We start from the raw sequence: 15,393 nt of genomic DNA, 5'->3' as shown, positions 1-15,393 counted from the left end.
AGCCCGACGAGCCCGACGGCGGGCGGCTGGCCTTCGAAAGCCGGCCGCCCGCCGTCGTCGTCCCCTTCCGTTTCCGACGCTCGCTCACTTATGTCGCCTTCCGGCGCCACGCTCGCTCACTTATGTCGCCTTCCGGCGCCACGCTCGCTCACTTATGTCGATCGCGTTTCCTGCTCAGGCCCAGTAACTAGGCTCGCGCTTCTTGATCCAGCCGATGACCAAGGAAGTCACGGGCACGAGGATGTACTGGACAGCGACCTTGTAGACGAAGCCAACCAGCACGTAATTGACGAAGCTTCCGAAATCCGTGATGCCGATGACCGACGCCGCGATGCTGCAGAAGATCAGCGTGTCCACGAATTCCCCCACGCCGGATGAACCCATGAGCCTAGCCCAAAGGGTCCTCTCACCGGTACGGGCCTTCATCTTGACCAGGATCAGGGAGTTGATGGTCTGGCCCGCGAGGAAGGCGAGAAGCGACGCCAGGACGATCTGCGGGACCGGCCCAAGTGCGCCCTCGATGGCAGACTGCTTGGCAACACCGTAGTCGTCATTGAAACCGGGCAGCCCGATGATGATCCAGTAGCAGAGCGACGCGAACGCTGACAGGGCGAACGAGGTGATGATTGCTTTGCGGGCTACCCTAAACCCGTAGATCTCGCTCATCACGTCGCCAAGGATGTAGGCGAGTGGGAAGAGGAAGAACCCGCCATCAGTGATGATCGGACCGAAGACCACGCCTTTGGCGGCGCCGATGTTGGACAGGATCAGCACCACGGCCATGCATGCCAGCATGATGCCAAAGTATGGGGAGCCTATCGATGCGAAACGCGGCGCGGGTTTATTCAGGGTTTGGGATTCTGAAGCTGACGTCATCGTTTGTCCGTTCGTAGTGGTTCGCGCAGGCGGCCGGAGTGAGCACGACGCCCCGCTGTATTAGCACTGGTGGTGGACCCGCCTGCAAACCGCGGAGCCTTTCCCATTCTCGCATCGAGATACACGGAATTGCGGCGCCGCCTTCAGGCTCCCGGCAGTCCACGGCGCTCCTGCAGATAATCGCGCCAATCCGCAAACGCGCGCTCACAACTTGTGAGTGGGCGTCGTGCCGAAACCCGACATATGTGAGCGGGCGTCGGAGGCTCGCGGGAGCCGCAGGGCGGTAGGTTCAGAGGATGAAGCCAGGGAACGCCGCGTTGACGGCAGCGGCTGTGGAGGATGAGATCGACTTCTTTGAACTCCAAACCGTGGCGGATGCCTTTCCCCATCAGCTTTCCTCGGGACAACGGCGCAAGCTCCTGCTTGCCTCGGCTTTCATCCGGCCCTTCGAGTTGCTTGTTTTGGACGAACCCGAGCAGCGGCTCGATACCCGCATGCGCGGCCTCCTGGCGAAGCGGATTGCCCGGACCGCGAAGCAGGATGCCGGCGTCGTCATGGTCACGCACGATGCCGACGTCGCCCAAGCGGCGTGCACCCGGGCGGTAATAGTCGACGACGGCGGTGCGCGCGTGGTGAGTACCGACGAAGCCGTGGCGAGGATCCGACGGTGAGCATGTCCACCGCTGCCTTAGCGCCACCGGTATTCCGTAAGGGTCTCCAGAGCGCGAGCTCGCCGGAACGGTGCCGGCTCGCCTAAGAGTTTCGGCGACCGGGGCGCGTTCCGGCGATCTCGACGGCGGCAGGCTAACGACGGAGGGCGTTCAGTATCCGGCTCTTGAATTCCTGCTCGCGAAAGAGGTGCCTCCACTCCACGCGGACGAAACGCCAGCCGTCCTCGCTCAGGGCCTTTTCCCGGCGCCGCTCCTGGAAAATCACCTCGGCTGTTGGCTTGAAATCGAAGTACTTGGCTCTGCCATCGAATTCCAACGCGACCTTTGCCTCCCGCCAGGCAAAGTCGAGCCGATGCCGACCTGCCCGGCTCTGCACCTCAACCTGCGGTTCAGGCATCGGCAACTTCAGCCGCGAGATGAGTTCGCGACACAAGGTTTCGCCGGGCGACTCGGATCGTGGATCAGCGGTGACCAGGGCCTTTCGAAGGTTCCTGATGCCGCGTCGGCCATCCAATGCGTCGGCCATGGCCTGCATTTGCGCACGATCAGCGCCAAGCCTGAGTGCATGGTCCATGAGCACCAGGGCGTGCTTGTAGCTGAGTAGCATGGCGCAATCCACCACTGTCCGCTCCAAGGACGTGACCCGCAAGTTCCCGATTGTCACGATGTCCGTCTCGTCGAAAGGCCTGGTGTGACCACGGACGTCCTTGCCGAGCCGCTCGCTGGACGGCCGGACCCGCAGGAGGATATGGATGAGGTCGTCAACATTCCACAGGTGGAGGCGGTGCAGCCGCGCCGCCGAGGTGTGGCTATATACGAAGTCTCCCGCCGACGTCGTGAGCGTTCCATGAGCATGTGCGTAAATCAGTTGCGTGCCACGGATCCTAGCGGATTGCTTCTCCCAGAGCGCGGCCCGGATATAGCAGCCGTACCGTAGCCGGACGAGCTTGCCGCGACGCACCAAGAGCTGGATTGCACGGGAATTAAGCCCATGTGCGTGGAGTTGATCGGTGCGCCAGAGGTTTCCCTTTTCCGGGAGCGAAGGCGGCTGGGAAAGCGTCATTGATCCAGCCTCGCTGGCGGCGGTGGCCCGCGGAAGCCGCTTGGCGGGCTATGTGGAAAACGTGGGGTCGCCCGAACGGTGCCGGTTCGCCCGAACGCTCCGGCGAACCGGCACCGTTCCAGCGATTTCGACGCGAGGCAACGGGAAGCTAGGGGTAGTACCGCCCCAGGGTCTCGGCCTTGAACTCGAAGAAGTCCCCGGATTCGATGGCCAGGCGGGCGTCGTCCACCATCTTCACCACGAAGCGTTCGTTGTGAATGGAAATGAGTGTGGCCGAGACCATCTCGTGGGCCTTGTACAGGTGGTGGATGTAGGCCCGCGAATAGTTGGCGCAGGTGTAGCAGTCGCAGCCGTCCTGCAGGGGTCCGAAATCTTTCTTGTAGCGTGCCCCGACCAGGTTGAACCGACCGGACGGAGTGTAGAACGCTGAGTTGCGTGCCACGCGGGTGGGGGAGACGCAATCGAAGGTATCGGCACCGTTTTCGATGGCCGTGAAGATGTCGTCCGGCTCGGAGATGCCCAGGAGGTGCCGGGGTTTGTTCTCGGGAAGTTCCTCATTGCACCAACGCACAATGATGCCGAGGTTCTCCTTCTCCAAGGCGCCGCCGATGCCGAAGCCGTCAAAGGGCATCCCGCCAAGATCCCGGCATGCCTTCCGGCGGAGGTCCTCGTACTGCGCCCCCTGAATGACACCGAACAGGGCCTGGTATGGCTTCCCTACCCGAGAAGAAGTCAAACGCTGATGCTCCACCACGCAGCGCTCGGCCCAGCGACGCGTCCGCTCCAATGATTCCTCTTGGTAGCCACGGGAGTTCTGCAGGGTGGTCAGCTCATCGAAGGCAAACATGATGTCGGCGCCGATCTGGTGCTGCACCCGCATGGAAATCTCCGGGGAGAAACGGTGCCTGTCCCCGTTCAGGTGGGACTTGAACCAGACGCCATCCTCGTCCACATGGGCAAGCCGCTCCTTGCCCGGGGCCACGGCGTCGTCAGGCCCGGACGTGTCCACGGACGTCATGTCGATGACTTTCTTGAACCCCGAGCCGAGGCTCATCACCTGGAAGCCGCCCGAGTCGGTGAACGTGGGCCCATCCCAGTTCATGAACGCGCCGAGCCCGCCCGCAGCGTCCAGGATTTCCGGGCCCGGTTGCAGATACAGGTGGTAGGCATTGGCCAGCAACGCCTGCGCGCCGAGCTCCTTCATGGATTCGGGCAGCACTGCCTTGACCGTGGCTTTGGTCCCGACGGCGATGAACGCGGGCGTCTGGATCTGGCCGTGCGGTGTGGTGATGGTCCCGGTCCGGCCCAGGAAGTCTCCGCGCTTGCCTTCCGAAAGGGCCGACGACGGCGGACGCGTTTCGCTGAGCCGCGCGCCCACCTCGAAGGAAAACGCGGACTGCTGGGCAACCCTGAGCGCGGAAGGATCGGACTCGGAGCTAGACCCGGAACGAGGCAGGGAGGAATCGGCTGGCACCGTTACAGTCTGCCAGCCCCGGAGCGTGAATCGTCAGTGCGAATGCACCTCTGTGGGGTAGTTCTCAGCCTTCCAGCTGTCCCAACGGGAGCGGATCGAGTCCAGGCTGGCGGCACCCAAGTCGTAGGTCGAAGCGATCACGACAGTCCCGCCGTCGGGCCTCTTCTCCGGAATCACCGGCTGGTCCGCCACAATCAGCAGACCGTCCCCGTGCTCCGCATAGCTGTGCACGGTCAGGCCCACCTGATGATTGCTCCGGAACCAGACCTTGCCGGAGAGGGCCCCGCCCGTGGGCAACGTCAGCGAGTATTCCTCCCCAGGAGCCGGAACGTCGGCCAGCCCCAGCTTCTGGATGCCTGAGCCGCTACCGCCGGGCAGGGAGACAAAGTGCGTGCGCCGGCGCCCGTGTGGATGGCGTTCCAAGGCGAACCGAAGTTGGTGCAGGAAGGTCAACCAACCTTGGGTGATGTCCTCGTCCCAGGCTGCCCATTCGGAATCGTGGTCCAAGGCGGCCCGCGTTACGCGGACCTCGGTGCCGCCGCTGACCGGGGTGAGTTCGAAGACGTCCCCACCATTCACGGTGAGGCTTGTGTGGTCGGAATTTTCAACCACATTGGGGGTGAAATAGATTTGGTTGATTTCGTCGCCAAGCTCATCGGCCTCCCAGCCGTGCCATTGAGCCACGAGCGACGGTTCACGCAGCGAGGTCCAAACTTGCTGCGCGTCGGCATTAACCACAACGCTCAGATTGTTCGTCATGGCCCGAATCTACCGCCGTTGGAGCGAACGCGACAGGTCTTGCGGAATCCTCCGATAGGGCCTAGGCGCGCACGGCCTCGAGCTCGTTCGCGATTCTGTGATCGAGCTCGCCCACGCCAAGGGTGGTCGAGCCGCCGTGCGAGCGCAGGAACAGCAGGGATTCGAGACGGAGCAACCGCCATTCGCGCTCGGCATCGCGGTTGCCGTTGTCGATGGAGCGGAAGATTTCCTTGTCGTGCAGATTCGGTTCGTTGAGCCCACGTTGCCGGACCTTGGCGTTGATCCGGGCCTTGAACGGGTCTGTCTCCAGGGTGTCCGGCGCCTGCAGGAGTTGATCGTAGACCCCGGCGCGTTCCGTTTTGCCGAGCTCACGGCAAATGAAGCTGGAAAGTGCGAGGGAACGCTCCACAGACATCCACCTGTCGCGGTTTCCGTCGTAGGGAAGCACGTTGAGGATGTCGGCCACGGCCAGGGCATGGTCCGGATCCCGCAACTCGATGAAGAGATCGTGGGCCAGGTCGCTCAGGTCCCGCAGGCAGCTTCCCGACTTCGTGTTGATGCCCTTCACGAGGCGTTCGCTCAAGACCGCGACGCCGTTCCTGCCCGGGTGCGCCTCGGCAGCGGCGGCCACCACGTCCTCGGGGGAATCCGTCGGTTCCGGGATCAGCGCGAGTTGCGCGGGACCTGGCCCGCTGACGGTCGGTGCCACCGCGGGCAAAGAAGGTACGACGACGGCGGGAACCGCGTCCGCGAGTGCATCACCGCCGTCGGAGGTAACGCCGTCGGGCGCGTCGCCGGGAACCGGCTCCGCGAGCGTGGCAGGATCTTTCTCCGCCAGCGCATCGTCGTCTTCAATAGTGACAGCCGCCTCGCCCACCGGGACGCTGGATCCGATGGCGATCCGCACGTTTCCGCCGTCGAGGGTGGTGACCAGGACGAGCGCGGGCACGCCAAAATCATCGTGTTCGAGCTCTATATGCGTGATTTCTTCCGCGGGACCATCCCCGGGGAGGAACAGGTAGTCCCCGATTTGCAGGGCCCCAGCCTGCTTTTCACGGTACTGCTGGTCGGCCGGGCTGTGAGTCATCGGAAGTCCTTTGGTTCTCTTCGGGTCCGCCCAACAGTCTATAAAACCCATCGAACAAATCGGGGAGGTGGCTACTGCCCGCCGCTGCTGCTACTGTCCGACGCCGGCAAAAGCCAAAGCCTGGCGCACCAGATTGCCGCGGCCGCCGCTGAATTCCTGCTGCACGTCGTCGCTGAGGATCTCCTGGGGGGTCATCCACGTCAGCTCGAGGGCGTCCTGGCGCGGTTCGCATTCGCCCGTCACGGGGATGACGTAGACGAGGGACACGGCGTGCTGGCGATCGTCCGTGAAACCGGTCTGCGACGGGGCCGGGAAGTATTCGGCCACCGTGAACGGCACGGGGCTGACAGGCAACTGGGGAAAGGCCAGCGGCCCGAGGTCCTTTTCCATGTGCCGCAACAGCGCGGCGCGGATGGTTTCGCGGTAGAGCACGCGGCCGGAAACGAAAGAACGGACCATGGTGCCGTCAGCGTCGCCTTGCAGCAGGGTACCTACCTCGTTGACGAATCCGAGTGGATCCAGACGCACGGGAACCGCCTCCACGTAAACCATGGGGAGGCGGCCGCGGGCTTCGAAGAGGTCTTCATCGGAAAGCCAGCCGGAGTAGGGATCAGGGGTACGAACACTCATGGTTAAGTTCTACCCCATCCCATGCCGTTCCACGCCGTACGAATCAGACAGCCAGGATTTCGTCGAGCGATTCTCCGGAGGCGGATTCCGTGAACGCTCCTTCACTTATGGGCCCAAACCGCGGAACGCTCGCTCACGTTTGATGCCTAATCGGGCGGCGCTCCTTCACTTATGAGCCCAAACCGCGGAACGCTCCTGCAGATGATGTGCAGGAGCGTCGGGGGAAAGACCCATTAAGGTGAGCGAGCGTTTGGCTGTACGGCATCAGATCTGCAGGAGCGTCGGGGGAAAGACCCATATAAGTGAGTGAGCGTCGGGGGATAGGCCCGTAAAGGTGAGCGGGGGTTTGGTTAGGCGGGCCCGGCCACGCTGATCGTCCCGCCGCGCGGGGTGGCAACCGAAAGGAGCGAGCCGGCCAGGGCCGCGGCGACCCCGGCGGCAGCGAGCCGGGCCTCGAGCGCCGCGAGGTCGCCGTCGTACTCGAACGTGAGGCCTCCCGCGGCGGTCTCGGGAGACTTCCGGACCGACAGAATGCCGCCGTTCTTCGTGCTGAAATCCGCGGCGCCGGTGGACATGTTCCGCGGCCGGGCGCCAATGTTGCGTAACTCCTGCGCGGCGCCCGGCACATCCGGCGTGAGCCAGGTCCCGACGACGGCGAGCCCCGGATCCGCCTTCGGGCTGGTGGTGCGGCTGGTCGCCTTGTCCGCGAGGAACGTGAAGCCGTCGTGGGCCGTGATCCGGACGGCCTGGCCGTGATCGGCGTCGAACAGTTCGGCACGGGTCCCGTCGGCCAGGGTGCGTCGGGCGAACTCGGCCAGATCTCCGACCTCGACGCCGAACGCGGTAGCGCCGTCGTCTGCGGAGGTCCGGTGCAAGGCAACCCGGCCCGAGCCGGCGTCGAACTCCAACCAATCGCCGTGGTCCAGGACGCATACGAGCCCCAGCGCCGTAAGAAGATGCTTCCAGCCGGCGACGTCGGACGTGAACTGGATGGGACGGACGCGCAGCATGGATCCTCCGGGGCATGGGCCTGGACCGCGTGGTCAGAGCAAGGGGTGGGCTTTCGTCTTAGCCTAGCTGGCACCAGAATGGGGCCATGGCTGTTGAACTTGAAGAACTGATCGTCAAAGACGCTGCCGAATGGCGGGCCTGGCTCGAAAAGAATGGCGCCGATAGCCCTGGCGTCTGGCTGGTACTTCACAAAAAGGGCGGCAACGTGACGGAGCTGGACTACGCCGCTGCCCTGGATGAGTGCCTCTGTTTCGGTTGGATCGACGGCCAAGGCAGAAGGCGCGACGACGAAAGCGTCTTCCAGCGCATGACCCGCCGCGGCCCCAAAAGCCCATGGTCCAAACGGAACGTGGGACACATTGCGCGTTTGGAAGCTGAGGGCAAGATGACCCCGGCCGGATGGGCCGCCGTCGAGAGCGCCAAAGCGGACGGGCGCTGGGAGGCTGCGTACGTGGGGCAAGCGGACGCGGAAGTCCCGGAGGACCTCGCTGCCGCCATCGCCGCCGTTCCCGAAGCCCAAGCGATGTTCGATGTACTGACGTCGGTGAACCGCTATGCCCTGATCTACCGCACCAACTCGGTGAAGAGGGCAGAGACTCGGGCCAGGAAGATCGCTGGTTTCGTGGAGATGCTGGCGAGGCAGGAGACCCCGTATCCGCAGAAGAAAAAGCCTGCCGTGGCAGAATAGCCGGGACTTTACCCGGGCTTCTCCTGGGACAGCGCAACAATCCAGCCTGGGGTATCCTCGCCGAGCCGCCGGTCCAACATGACCCTGGCCTTGGCGGCGGCGATCTGCACCTTGCGGTCCTCGGGGCTCACCGATTCGGGACGTTGCGAAGGGGTGAGGGTGCGGGTTTCAGATGCCTTGGCAGCTGCCAGGATAGCGTCTTCAGTGCCGACTTTGAGGAGCGCGAGTTCCTCCCGCGACGCGAGCTCGCTTTGGCCCAGAAGCTCGATGGCTTTCTGGCCCATTTCAGCCTCGGAACGACTCCGGGACCGGGACGCGTCCAACGCCCATTGAGCGCGGCGCCACCATTCGGACCTATCGTCCGCCCGCGCCTTCTGCCGCAGGGAAAGGAGGCCTACGATCGCGGCAACGATCGCTTCAGCAAGGACAGCGAGGGGGCTGAGCGCGCCAAGGATCTGCCACCATTCCGGCGGCGGGGCGACCACTGTGACAGGAAACGGACTCGGGGTCGGATTCACAGCTCCAGCCTAAGCCGCGGCACCGACAGGCAGGCTGTTATTGGACTCGCGCCGCGGCTTCCAGCACCATCCACGCCTGTAGTTGTGTGGAGAGCTCGACGGCGGTGCCCGCCGGGTACGTCTCGGCGGCTGGACGCTGGGGTTCCGTCGAGAAGATGAGCCAGCCGCCGTCGTCGGCTTCGTCCGGGCGCACGGGGCGCACAGTCCGCCCCGCCCACAGCGCCTCCGCGGTATCGAGCACTAGCTGGCGAGCGGTGGTCCGGGTGGTGGCAGGCAAACGCATGTCCTCCGCGGCGAGCGCCAGATAGCGGACGAGGATCCCGGTGAAGAGTCCGCCGTCGCCGGTTCCTTCGCCGCGAAGAACGAGCCTCCCCTGAGTGTCCGGCCCGGGGACGGTCATGTGTTCGGCCACCGAGCCCACCAGCGCAGCGGCCCGTGCAAGGTTCGCTGCTCCACCCAGCTCCAGGACGGCGCCGATCACCGGGCCCTGGTTGTAGGTGTAGATCTCCTCCGCCAGGACCAACTTGCCCTCCTGGATCCGGGCGCCGTCAAGGTACAGTCCCCGGGTGGGTTCGAAGAGCGTGGCGTCGAGCCAGTCCAGCAGGCTTTGGGACCGCTGCGGCTTGCCGGTCCGGGCGAAATACACGGCCACCGGTGCCGTGGCGGGGGTGTTCTTGAAATCGCGTTTGGTGCTCCAGAAGGTGCCGCCGCCCAGATCGTCCGTGGAGGCCGACTCGAACTGCGGGGAAAGGCTTTTCTGCAACCGGGCGTTGCGGCCGCGGCCGGGTTTGTGCGCCCTCTCGGCCAGGCCGTCCAGGCGCAGCGTTGCGAGGGCCAGCCATGCCATGTCGTCGTAGTAGCTGTTCACGTAGCGCAGGGAGTTGCGAAGCCGGATGCTGGTGACCAGGCGTGAAGCGAGCCGGCCAGCGCTGGGCCGGTCACCGCCGTCGAACCTTGATCCCGAGGTCAGTTCGCGCAAGCCGGTGTCCACGAGGCAATCGACGTAATGCGCCTGCCACCAGTAGTTCCACGGCTGGAACGGCTTCGGGAAACCGTTGGAGGGCCGGAGCGACGCGGCGAGGTGCGTGCCGGGAAGGAAGAGGAGGCGCCGTCCGAAATGCCGGGTGACCGAACGTGCGGCGTCGTCGGCTCGTGTGGCCCAGTCCGGTGTTCGGGAGGCACCGGGGGAGTCATCGGGGGCAGGCATGGTGACAGCCTAACGCGGGCCCGCTTGGCCGCAGGCCCTTCCGCAGTGCACAATCAAAGTGATTCAGTTAACATTCATTAACGGATTTTGGTTCTGCATCGAGGAGGATGGATGGACATCAAAGGCGCAGTTGCGTTGATTACCGGCGGGGCTTCGGGACTTGGGGCCGCCACCGCCAGGCGATTGCTCGACGCCGGAGCATCGGTTGTGCTGCTTGACCTCCACTCTTCTCCTGGCGAGGCTTTCGCGGCCGAACTCAACGACTCAGGCGCCGCCGGTAGGGCTGTGTTCGTCGCCGCCGACGTCACCAACGAAGAGCAAGTGCAGGCCGCCGTTGACGCCGCAGTCGCCCTGGGCCCGCTCCGGATCCTGGTCAACTGCGCTGGCGTAGCAACCCCAGGCAAGGTGCTCGGCAAGGACGGCGTGCTGCCGCTGGAGAACTTCAACAGGGTCATCCAGATCAACCTCGTAGGCACCTTCAACGTCATCCGCCTTGCCGCTGCCGCGATGGCCCAGAACGAGCCTGCGTCCACCGAGCTCGGCGGCGAGGAACGCGGCGTCATCATCAACACGGCCTCCGTGGCGGCATTCGACGGCCAGATCGGTCAGCCCGCGTATGCCGCGTCCAAGGGAGCCGTGGCCGCCATGACCTTGCCCCTGGCCCGTGAACTCGCGCGCTCGCTGGTCCGGGTCATGGCTATTGCGCCGGGCATCTTCGAAACCCCCATGCTGGCCGGCCTGCCCCAAGACGCACAGCTCTCCCTGGGCCAGCAAGTACCGCACCCCGCCCGTCTTGGCCGTCCGGCCGAATACGCCAACCTTGTGGCCCACATCGTCGAAAATGCCATGCTCAACGGCGAAACCATCCGCCTCGACGGCGCCATCCGGATGGCACCGAAATGAGCCAGGCGCACAAGTTGGCGGCCGCCGTCGAACATCCGGCAGGTTTGCCGCCCTCCCTGCCTTCGGCGGATTTTTTCGACTTCGAATCGCTTCTCAGCGTCCAGGAACAGCGCAAACTCAACGAGCTCCGGGAATTCCTGGCCACGGAAATCGCGCCCTACGCGAAGGACTGGTGGGACAAGGCCGAGTTCCCGGCGCAAATCCTGCCCAAGCTCGCGGCCCTTCGCCTGAGCACCCCAACGCACCGCGGCTACAGCAACCTGTTCGCCGGGCTGGTGATTGCGGAGATGACGCGGGTGGACACCTCGATTGCCACGTTCTTCATGGTCCACCACGATCTCTTCATCGAGGCCCTCTACGAGTTCGGTTCCAAGGACCAGCAGGACCGGTACCTCGACGACGCCTCTAACCTCCGGACCACCGGAGCTTTCGCGCTCACCGAACCGGACCACGGTTCCGATGTGGCCGGCGGCATGCAGACGGTGGCGCGCAGGGTCGCCGGGGGAGCCGACGACGGCGGCGACTACTGGGTGCTGAACGGCGCCAAACGCTGGATCGGCAACGGGACGTTTTGTGATCACATGCTGGTCTGGGCCCGGGACGAGGCCGACGGCGCCGTCCGGGGTTTCATCGTGGACGCCACCCTTCCCGGCGTGACGCGCACCAAGATCGAGAACAAGATTGCCCTGCGCACCGTGCAAAACGCCGACATCGTCCTCAAGGACGTCCGGATTGCCGAGGCAGACCGCTTCGCCGGGATCAACAGTTTCGCCGACACCAACCACCTGCTGCGCGGATCCAGGCTCATGGTGGCCTGGCAGGCCGTGGGGCAGCAGTTGGCGGCGTTCGACGTCGCCCGGCAGTACGCGCTTGAACGCCAGCAGTTCGGCCGGCCGCTGGCAAAGTTCCAGCTCATCCAGCAGCAACTGGTGGACATGCTCGGTAATGCCGTGGCCAGCATGGGCATGATGGTGCGGATTGCCCAGCTGCAGGAGGATGTCTACACGGACAGCAACGGGGTGCGGCACGGCGGCGCCCAGATGTCCCAGGTGGCCCTGGCCAAGTCGTACTGCAGCGCCCGGATGCGCGAAACCGTGGCGATGGGCCGGTCCATCCTGGGCGGAAACGGCATCGTGACTGATTACCGGATGGCCAAGATCTTTGCCGATGCCGAAGCGATCTACACCTACGAGGGTTCGTTCGAGATCAACTCGCTCATTGTGGGCCGGGCCGTCACTGGGGTTTCCGCGATCGTTTGACGGGGCGGAACCCACGGCTCAGGGCGCCATTCCGGGGCTTGTTTTCCAGGCCGGAGCTTGTAGCGCGGCGACGGGAAACAAGCCCCGGTCGGTGATCCCCGAGGCGTCAGACCCCCGGACTGTGGCTGAGGCCTCAGCCCCCGGTCAACTGGTCCTCGAGATTGAAGATTTCCTTGAGTTGGACGAAGCCTTGGTCCGGCGCCCGTGCGTCGTCTTCGAACAGCATTGCCATTTCGGCCTGCCAGCGGGCATTCACATCAGTCAAGGCCATGCGGGCACGCGCCGCGCCGAAATCGTCGCATTCCACGTATCCCACCAGCAGCCCGTCGTAGGCCAAGAACAACGAGTAATTGTTCCAGCCGGCCGCCTTGAGTTCACGGAGCATCTCCGGCCACACGGCCGCGTGTCGGCGTCGATATTCGGGAATTTGGCTGGGTTTGACCGAGGAACGGAAGCATACGCGCATGTGGGTTCTTCTCCTTCTATGAATCGTTTCATTCAAACACCGCGAATCGCCGTCATAATCGCGCAGCTTACCGGGTGCTGCTTCGGAGCCGGCTGTATTCCTCGCGGGGAACCGGCGTCGCGTTCGGCGTGCCCAGCTGGTTGAGGGGGATACGGTACGTTTCCCGGGCGGACCAGGCGGCAACAGCTCCAATGATCGTGATTCCGAAGCAGATGGAGCCGATGACGAGCGGTACATTCGAGGATCCCGGCGGGGCGATCGCTGTGAAGATGCTCGGCAGGAATGCGGTGATGACGAGGCCGATGTTCTGTGAGATCGCGAATCCGGTGACGCGGGTGCGGGAAGGGAAGAGCTCCTGGAAGAAGCTGGCGAATGTAGCATTCCAGACCTGGTAGAGGGTTCCCCACATGAGGATCGAGAGAACGATGGTGAGTATGACGTTGTTCTGACTGACGGCGAACAGGTAAGCGTAGGCCAGCACGCCGGAGCTCAGTGAGCCGAAGATCATCAGGGGCCGGCGGCCGAAGCGGTCCGACAGGTCGCCAAACAAGGGGATTAGGGCCAGCGCGACGACGTTGGCCAGGACCGGGATCCAGAGATAGACGCTCGTGCTCATGCCGACGCCGTAACCCGGTTGGGTGGCGTACGCCGCCCCGAAGACTGCCACGGTGACGCCGACCACGTTCACCAGGGTCATGCAGATTGCCCGCACCACGTTGAGTCCGTTTTCCCGCAATACGCGGACGATTGGCGCCTTCGCGATTTCTTGGTGAGCCTTTTCCTCGACGAAGACGGGGGTTTCTTCGACCCGGCGACGGATCATGTACCCGGCGAACACCACGAGCGCGCTGAGGAGGAACGGAATGCGCCAGCCCCAGGATTTGAACGATTCATCAGAGAGCATGGCAGAGAGTGGAAGGAAGACCGCCGCTGCCATAATCTGGCCGGCCTGTGTGCCCTGGAGCGCGAAGCTTGCGTAGAAGCCCCTGCGGCCGAAGGGCGCGTGCTCCACGATCATGGCGCTGGCGCCGCTCAGTTCGCCCGCCACAGCAAAGCCCTGGATGAGCCGGACGGCAACCAGCAGGACGGGTGCAAGGAGGCCGACCTGGCCGTAGGTGGGTAGCAATGCAACGGCGAAGGTCGACGCGCCCATCATCAACATGGCGAGGACCAAAACGTTCTTACGGCCGTGCTTGTCGCCCCACTGCCCGAGGGCGAATGCGCCGATCGGGCGGGCAACGTAGCCCACGGCATAGGTGCCCAGCGAGGCGATAAGGGCCACGGTCGGATTTCCCGCGGGGAAGAAAACGCCAGGAAACACCAATGCAGCAGCCTGCGCATAGATGAACCAGTCGTAGTACTCGAGGGCGCTCCCGATCCAGCCGCTGGCCGCGGCCTTCTTCGAGGTGCTGGACGGGCGGGGTCCGGCTGAACTTCGCTGTGTACTCGCGTCGATCTTCATATTGTCCTCCTTTGGACAAGTCGTTTGGGCCACCGGATTCCTTCCCGTCTTTGGGTTTGGCTTCCGGTCCGAAGGGGGCGCCATCGCAAGAATTGGCCTGAACTGTCGCTTGGTATGCGCTTTCCCATTTGGTAAGCGCTTTCCATGAGACACCCGCGCGGCCCCGCTGTCAAGGCTGAATTGTTGTGCCGGTCACAACGGCCGGGGCTTCGGGAACTACCCTCGGGGCAAGTGGGGTGTTTCGGTGCTACGTCGCAGCATCACTTTGCCGGTGACGGAGGAGCGGGGGCCGGGCTCCTTGTCTGTCTTCCGCTCGTTGGAGCTTCCGAGAGTGGCGAGCCTGCCGATCTCCTCAAGGGGAAGGTGGACAGTGGAAAGCGCCGGCCGGAAGTCTCGGAGCCATTCGATGTCGTCGAACCCTGCGAGGCCGGCGTCGTGGGGGACTTTGAGCCCTTGGTCCCTCAATGCGGCCGCCACCCCGATGGCCATGACATCGTTCGTCGCGAAAATGCACAAGCGCTGCTCCGGCGCAGACTGGACGGACGCCTTGATCCGCCAGGCAAGCTCAATGCCGGCGTCGAAGCCACCGTTCCGGTTGAACGCGACGTGCATAACATCCGCGGCGGGCTGGCCGGCGTCGGACAATCCGCGTTGGAATCCCACCACGCGCTCATCCGAAGTGGCCAGTCCCTCTGGCCCGGCCACAATGACGAACGGCCCTTTGTGGGTGCCCGCCAATTCGTGGGCCAGATCCCGCGCAAGTTGCTCGTTAGGGACGGTGATGGTGCGGTAGCTGTCCGTTTCGGCCACGCCCAGAATCGGTTTCCCGACGACGCCCACCCGCCCGCCGTTGCGGCAGTAGCGGTCCAATTCGGCGGCTAGTTCGGTGTTCGCATGGGCGTCTTCGGAGCGTGTCGAACGCGATCCTGCGATGACGATCGACTCGGCCCGCCGTGCAGCGAAGGCGGCGACGGCATCCTTCTCCTCAGCGGGTGTGCCGTTGGTGGTGGCGAGCAGCACCATGCGGCGCTCCTGCCGTGCTGCGGCCTGGACGCCTTGCGCTATGGCGGAAAAATAGGGGTCCGCGATGTCGTGCACGATCAGGCCAATGAGCCCCGTGCTGGATTTCGCCAGCGCCTGGGCCTGCGCATTCGCAATGTAGCCAAGGGTGTCTGCCGCCTGCCGGACGCGCTCGGCGATCTCCGGTGCGGGCGTCCTGGCAGAACCATTGAGTACCCGGGACGCGGTAGCGGGGGAGACTCCGGCCAGTTTGGCCACTTCGGACAGCGTGCTAGCAGTCACGGACAACTCCTCGTCAA

At 64.3% G+C, this 15,393-nt stretch carries 16 protein-coding genes; 4 read left to right on the top strand and 12 right to left on the bottom strand.

Annotation, left to right across the window (positions count from 1 at the left end):
• Positions 1-174: 174 nt before the first annotated feature.
• Entirely contained in the window at positions 175-876 is a 702-nt protein-coding gene (locus AC3ANQ_RS20435) for a queuosine precursor transporter (protein WP_488302721.1), read from the bottom strand.
• Positions 877-1,172: 296 nt separating this feature from the next.
• Here AC3ANQ_RS20435 and AC3ANQ_RS20430 point away from each other — a divergent pair, with 296 nt between their 5' ends.
• Entirely contained in the window at positions 1,173-1,547 is a 375-nt protein-coding gene (locus AC3ANQ_RS20430; protein WP_488302720.1) for an ABC transporter ATP-binding protein, read from the top strand.
• Positions 1,548-1,680: 133 nt separating this feature from the next.
• On the opposite strand, the gene AC3ANQ_RS20425 is transcribed toward AC3ANQ_RS20430, so the two are convergent.
• The 6 genes from AC3ANQ_RS20425 to AC3ANQ_RS20400 all read right to left on the bottom strand — a co-directional run bounded on the left by AC3ANQ_RS20425 (position 1,681) and on the right by AC3ANQ_RS20400 (position 7,570).
• On the bottom strand, positions 1,681-2,610 hold the full coding sequence (locus tag AC3ANQ_RS20425) for a type IV toxin-antitoxin system AbiEi family antitoxin domain-containing protein (protein ID WP_488302719.1): 930 nt from the start codon (positions 2,608-2,610) through the stop codon (positions 1,681-1,683).
• A 148-nt stretch (positions 2,611-2,758) separates the two neighbouring features.
• Positions 2,759-3,988 carry a tRNA guanosine(34) transglycosylase Tgt gene (gene tgt / locus AC3ANQ_RS20420; protein WP_488305384.1) on the bottom strand — a complete coding sequence of 410 codons (1,230 nt, stop codon included), beginning with the start codon at positions 3,986-3,988 and terminating at the stop codon, positions 2,759-2,761.
• 129 nt (positions 3,989-4,117) lie between these two features.
• Entirely contained in the window at positions 4,118-4,843 is a 726-nt protein-coding gene (locus AC3ANQ_RS20415) for an SRPBCC family protein (protein WP_488302718.1), read from the bottom strand.
• Positions 4,844-4,904: 61 nt separating this feature from the next.
• Positions 4,905-5,930 (bottom strand): DUF6707 family protein, encoded by a 1,026-nt coding sequence (locus tag AC3ANQ_RS20410; RefSeq protein ID WP_488302717.1) that lies wholly within the window; start codon positions 5,928-5,930, stop codon positions 4,905-4,907.
• Positions 5,931-6,020: 90 nt separating this feature from the next.
• The gene (locus AC3ANQ_RS20405) at positions 6,021-6,560 is read right to left on the bottom strand and encodes an NUDIX hydrolase family protein (protein ID WP_059388553.1); all 540 of its coding nucleotides are present in this window, start codon (positions 6,558-6,560) and stop codon (positions 6,021-6,023) included.
• A gap of 350 nt (positions 6,561-6,910) precedes the next feature.
• The gene (locus tag AC3ANQ_RS20400; protein WP_488302716.1) at positions 6,911-7,570 is read right to left on the bottom strand and encodes a VOC family protein; all 660 of its coding nucleotides are present in this window, start codon (positions 7,568-7,570) and stop codon (positions 6,911-6,913) included.
• Positions 7,571-7,656: 86 nt separating this feature from the next.
• Here AC3ANQ_RS20400 and AC3ANQ_RS20395 point away from each other — a divergent pair, with 86 nt between their 5' ends.
• On the top strand, positions 7,657-8,259 hold the full coding sequence (locus AC3ANQ_RS20395) for a YdeI/OmpD-associated family protein (protein WP_488302715.1): 603 nt from the start codon (positions 7,657-7,659) through the stop codon (positions 8,257-8,259).
• An 8-nt stretch (positions 8,260-8,267) separates the two neighbouring features.
• Here AC3ANQ_RS20395 and AC3ANQ_RS20390 read toward each other — a convergent pair whose 3' ends face one another.
• A complete protein-coding gene (locus AC3ANQ_RS20390; RefSeq protein WP_488302714.1) occupies positions 8,268-8,777 on the bottom strand; it encodes a hypothetical protein in 510 nt (169 codons plus the stop codon).
• A gap of 37 nt (positions 8,778-8,814) precedes the next feature.
• Positions 8,815-9,984 carry a glycoside hydrolase family 76 protein gene (locus AC3ANQ_RS20385; RefSeq protein WP_488302713.1) on the bottom strand — a complete coding sequence of 390 codons (1,170 nt, stop codon included), beginning with the start codon at positions 9,982-9,984 and terminating at the stop codon, positions 8,815-8,817.
• Between the two features lie 111 nt (positions 9,985-10,095).
• On the opposite strand from AC3ANQ_RS20385, the gene AC3ANQ_RS20380 reads away from it, so the two are divergent.
• Together AC3ANQ_RS20380 and AC3ANQ_RS20375 are read left to right on the top strand one after the other, a co-directional pair.
• Positions 10,096-10,887, top strand: coding sequence for an SDR family NAD(P)-dependent oxidoreductase (locus AC3ANQ_RS20380; RefSeq protein WP_488302712.1), 792 nt, complete (start codon positions 10,096-10,098; stop codon positions 10,885-10,887).
• Positions 10,884-12,146: an acyl-CoA dehydrogenase family protein gene (locus AC3ANQ_RS20375; protein ID WP_488302711.1), complete on the top strand. Its 1,263-nt coding sequence runs from the start codon at positions 10,884-10,886 to the stop codon at positions 12,144-12,146. The genes AC3ANQ_RS20380 and AC3ANQ_RS20375 overlap by 4 nt, the downstream gene beginning before the upstream one ends.
• A gap of 133 nt (positions 12,147-12,279) precedes the next feature.
• Here AC3ANQ_RS20375 and AC3ANQ_RS20370 read toward each other — a convergent pair whose 3' ends face one another.
• From AC3ANQ_RS20370 to AC3ANQ_RS20360, 3 genes are all read right to left on the bottom strand, one after another.
• Positions 12,280-12,612, bottom strand: a complete 333-nt coding sequence (locus AC3ANQ_RS20370; RefSeq protein WP_488302710.1) for an L-rhamnose mutarotase — start codon at positions 12,610-12,612, stop codon at positions 12,280-12,282.
• Between the two features lie 67 nt (positions 12,613-12,679).
• The gene (locus AC3ANQ_RS20365) at positions 12,680-14,074 is read right to left on the bottom strand and encodes an MFS transporter (RefSeq protein WP_488302709.1); all 1,395 of its coding nucleotides are present in this window, start codon (positions 14,072-14,074) and stop codon (positions 12,680-12,682) included.
• A gap of 216 nt (positions 14,075-14,290) precedes the next feature.
• Positions 14,291-15,376, bottom strand: a complete 1,086-nt coding sequence (locus tag AC3ANQ_RS20360) for a LacI family DNA-binding transcriptional regulator (RefSeq protein ID WP_488302708.1) — start codon at positions 15,374-15,376, stop codon at positions 14,291-14,293.
• Positions 15,377-15,393 lie beyond the last annotated feature (17 nt).

The organism is Arthrobacter sp. DMZ02-1R (assembly GCF_057747935.1).
The sequence above is the reverse complement of the archived record's forward strand: the minus strand, read 5'-3'. Positions and strand labels throughout refer to the sequence as shown.

Bases quoted from the DNA above. Each gene is read 5' to 3' on its own strand.
- AC3ANQ_RS20435 (WP_488302721.1), bottom strand. From the start codon at position 876: ATGACGTCAGCTTCAGAATCCCAAACCCTGAATAAACCCGCGCCGCGT.
- AC3ANQ_RS20430 (WP_488302720.1), top strand. From the start codon at position 1,173: ATGAAGCCAGGGAACGCCGCGTTGACGGCAGCGGCTGTGGAGGATGAG.
- AC3ANQ_RS20425 (WP_488302719.1), bottom strand. From the start codon at position 2,610: ATGACGCTTTCCCAGCCGCCTTCGCTCCCGGAAAAGGGAAACCTCTGG.
- AC3ANQ_RS20415 (WP_488302718.1), bottom strand. From the start codon at position 4,843: ATGACGAACAATCTGAGCGTTGTGGTTAATGCCGACGCGCAGCAAGTT.
- AC3ANQ_RS20410 (WP_488302717.1), bottom strand. From the start codon at position 5,930: ATGACTCACAGCCCGGCCGACCAGCAGTACCGTGAAAAGCAGGCTGGG.
- AC3ANQ_RS20405 (WP_059388553.1), bottom strand. From the start codon at position 6,560: ATGAGTGTTCGTACCCCTGATCCCTACTCCGGCTGGCTTTCCGATGAA.
- AC3ANQ_RS20400 (WP_488302716.1), bottom strand. From the start codon at position 7,570: ATGCTGCGCGTCCGTCCCATCCAGTTCACGTCCGACGTCGCCGGCTGG.
- AC3ANQ_RS20395 (WP_488302715.1), top strand. From the start codon at position 7,657: ATGGCTGTTGAACTTGAAGAACTGATCGTCAAAGACGCTGCCGAATGG.
- AC3ANQ_RS20385 (WP_488302713.1), bottom strand. From the start codon at position 9,984: ATGCCTGCCCCCGATGACTCCCCCGGTGCCTCCCGAACACCGGACTGG.
- AC3ANQ_RS20380 (WP_488302712.1), top strand. From the start codon at position 10,096: ATGGACATCAAAGGCGCAGTTGCGTTGATTACCGGCGGGGCTTCGGGA.
- AC3ANQ_RS20375 (WP_488302711.1), top strand. From the start codon at position 10,884: ATGAGCCAGGCGCACAAGTTGGCGGCCGCCGTCGAACATCCGGCAGGT.
- AC3ANQ_RS20370 (WP_488302710.1), bottom strand. From the start codon at position 12,612: ATGCGCGTATGCTTCCGTTCCTCGGTCAAACCCAGCCAAATTCCCGAA.
- AC3ANQ_RS20365 (WP_488302709.1), bottom strand. From the start codon at position 14,074: ATGAAGATCGACGCGAGTACACAGCGAAGTTCAGCCGGACCCCGCCCG.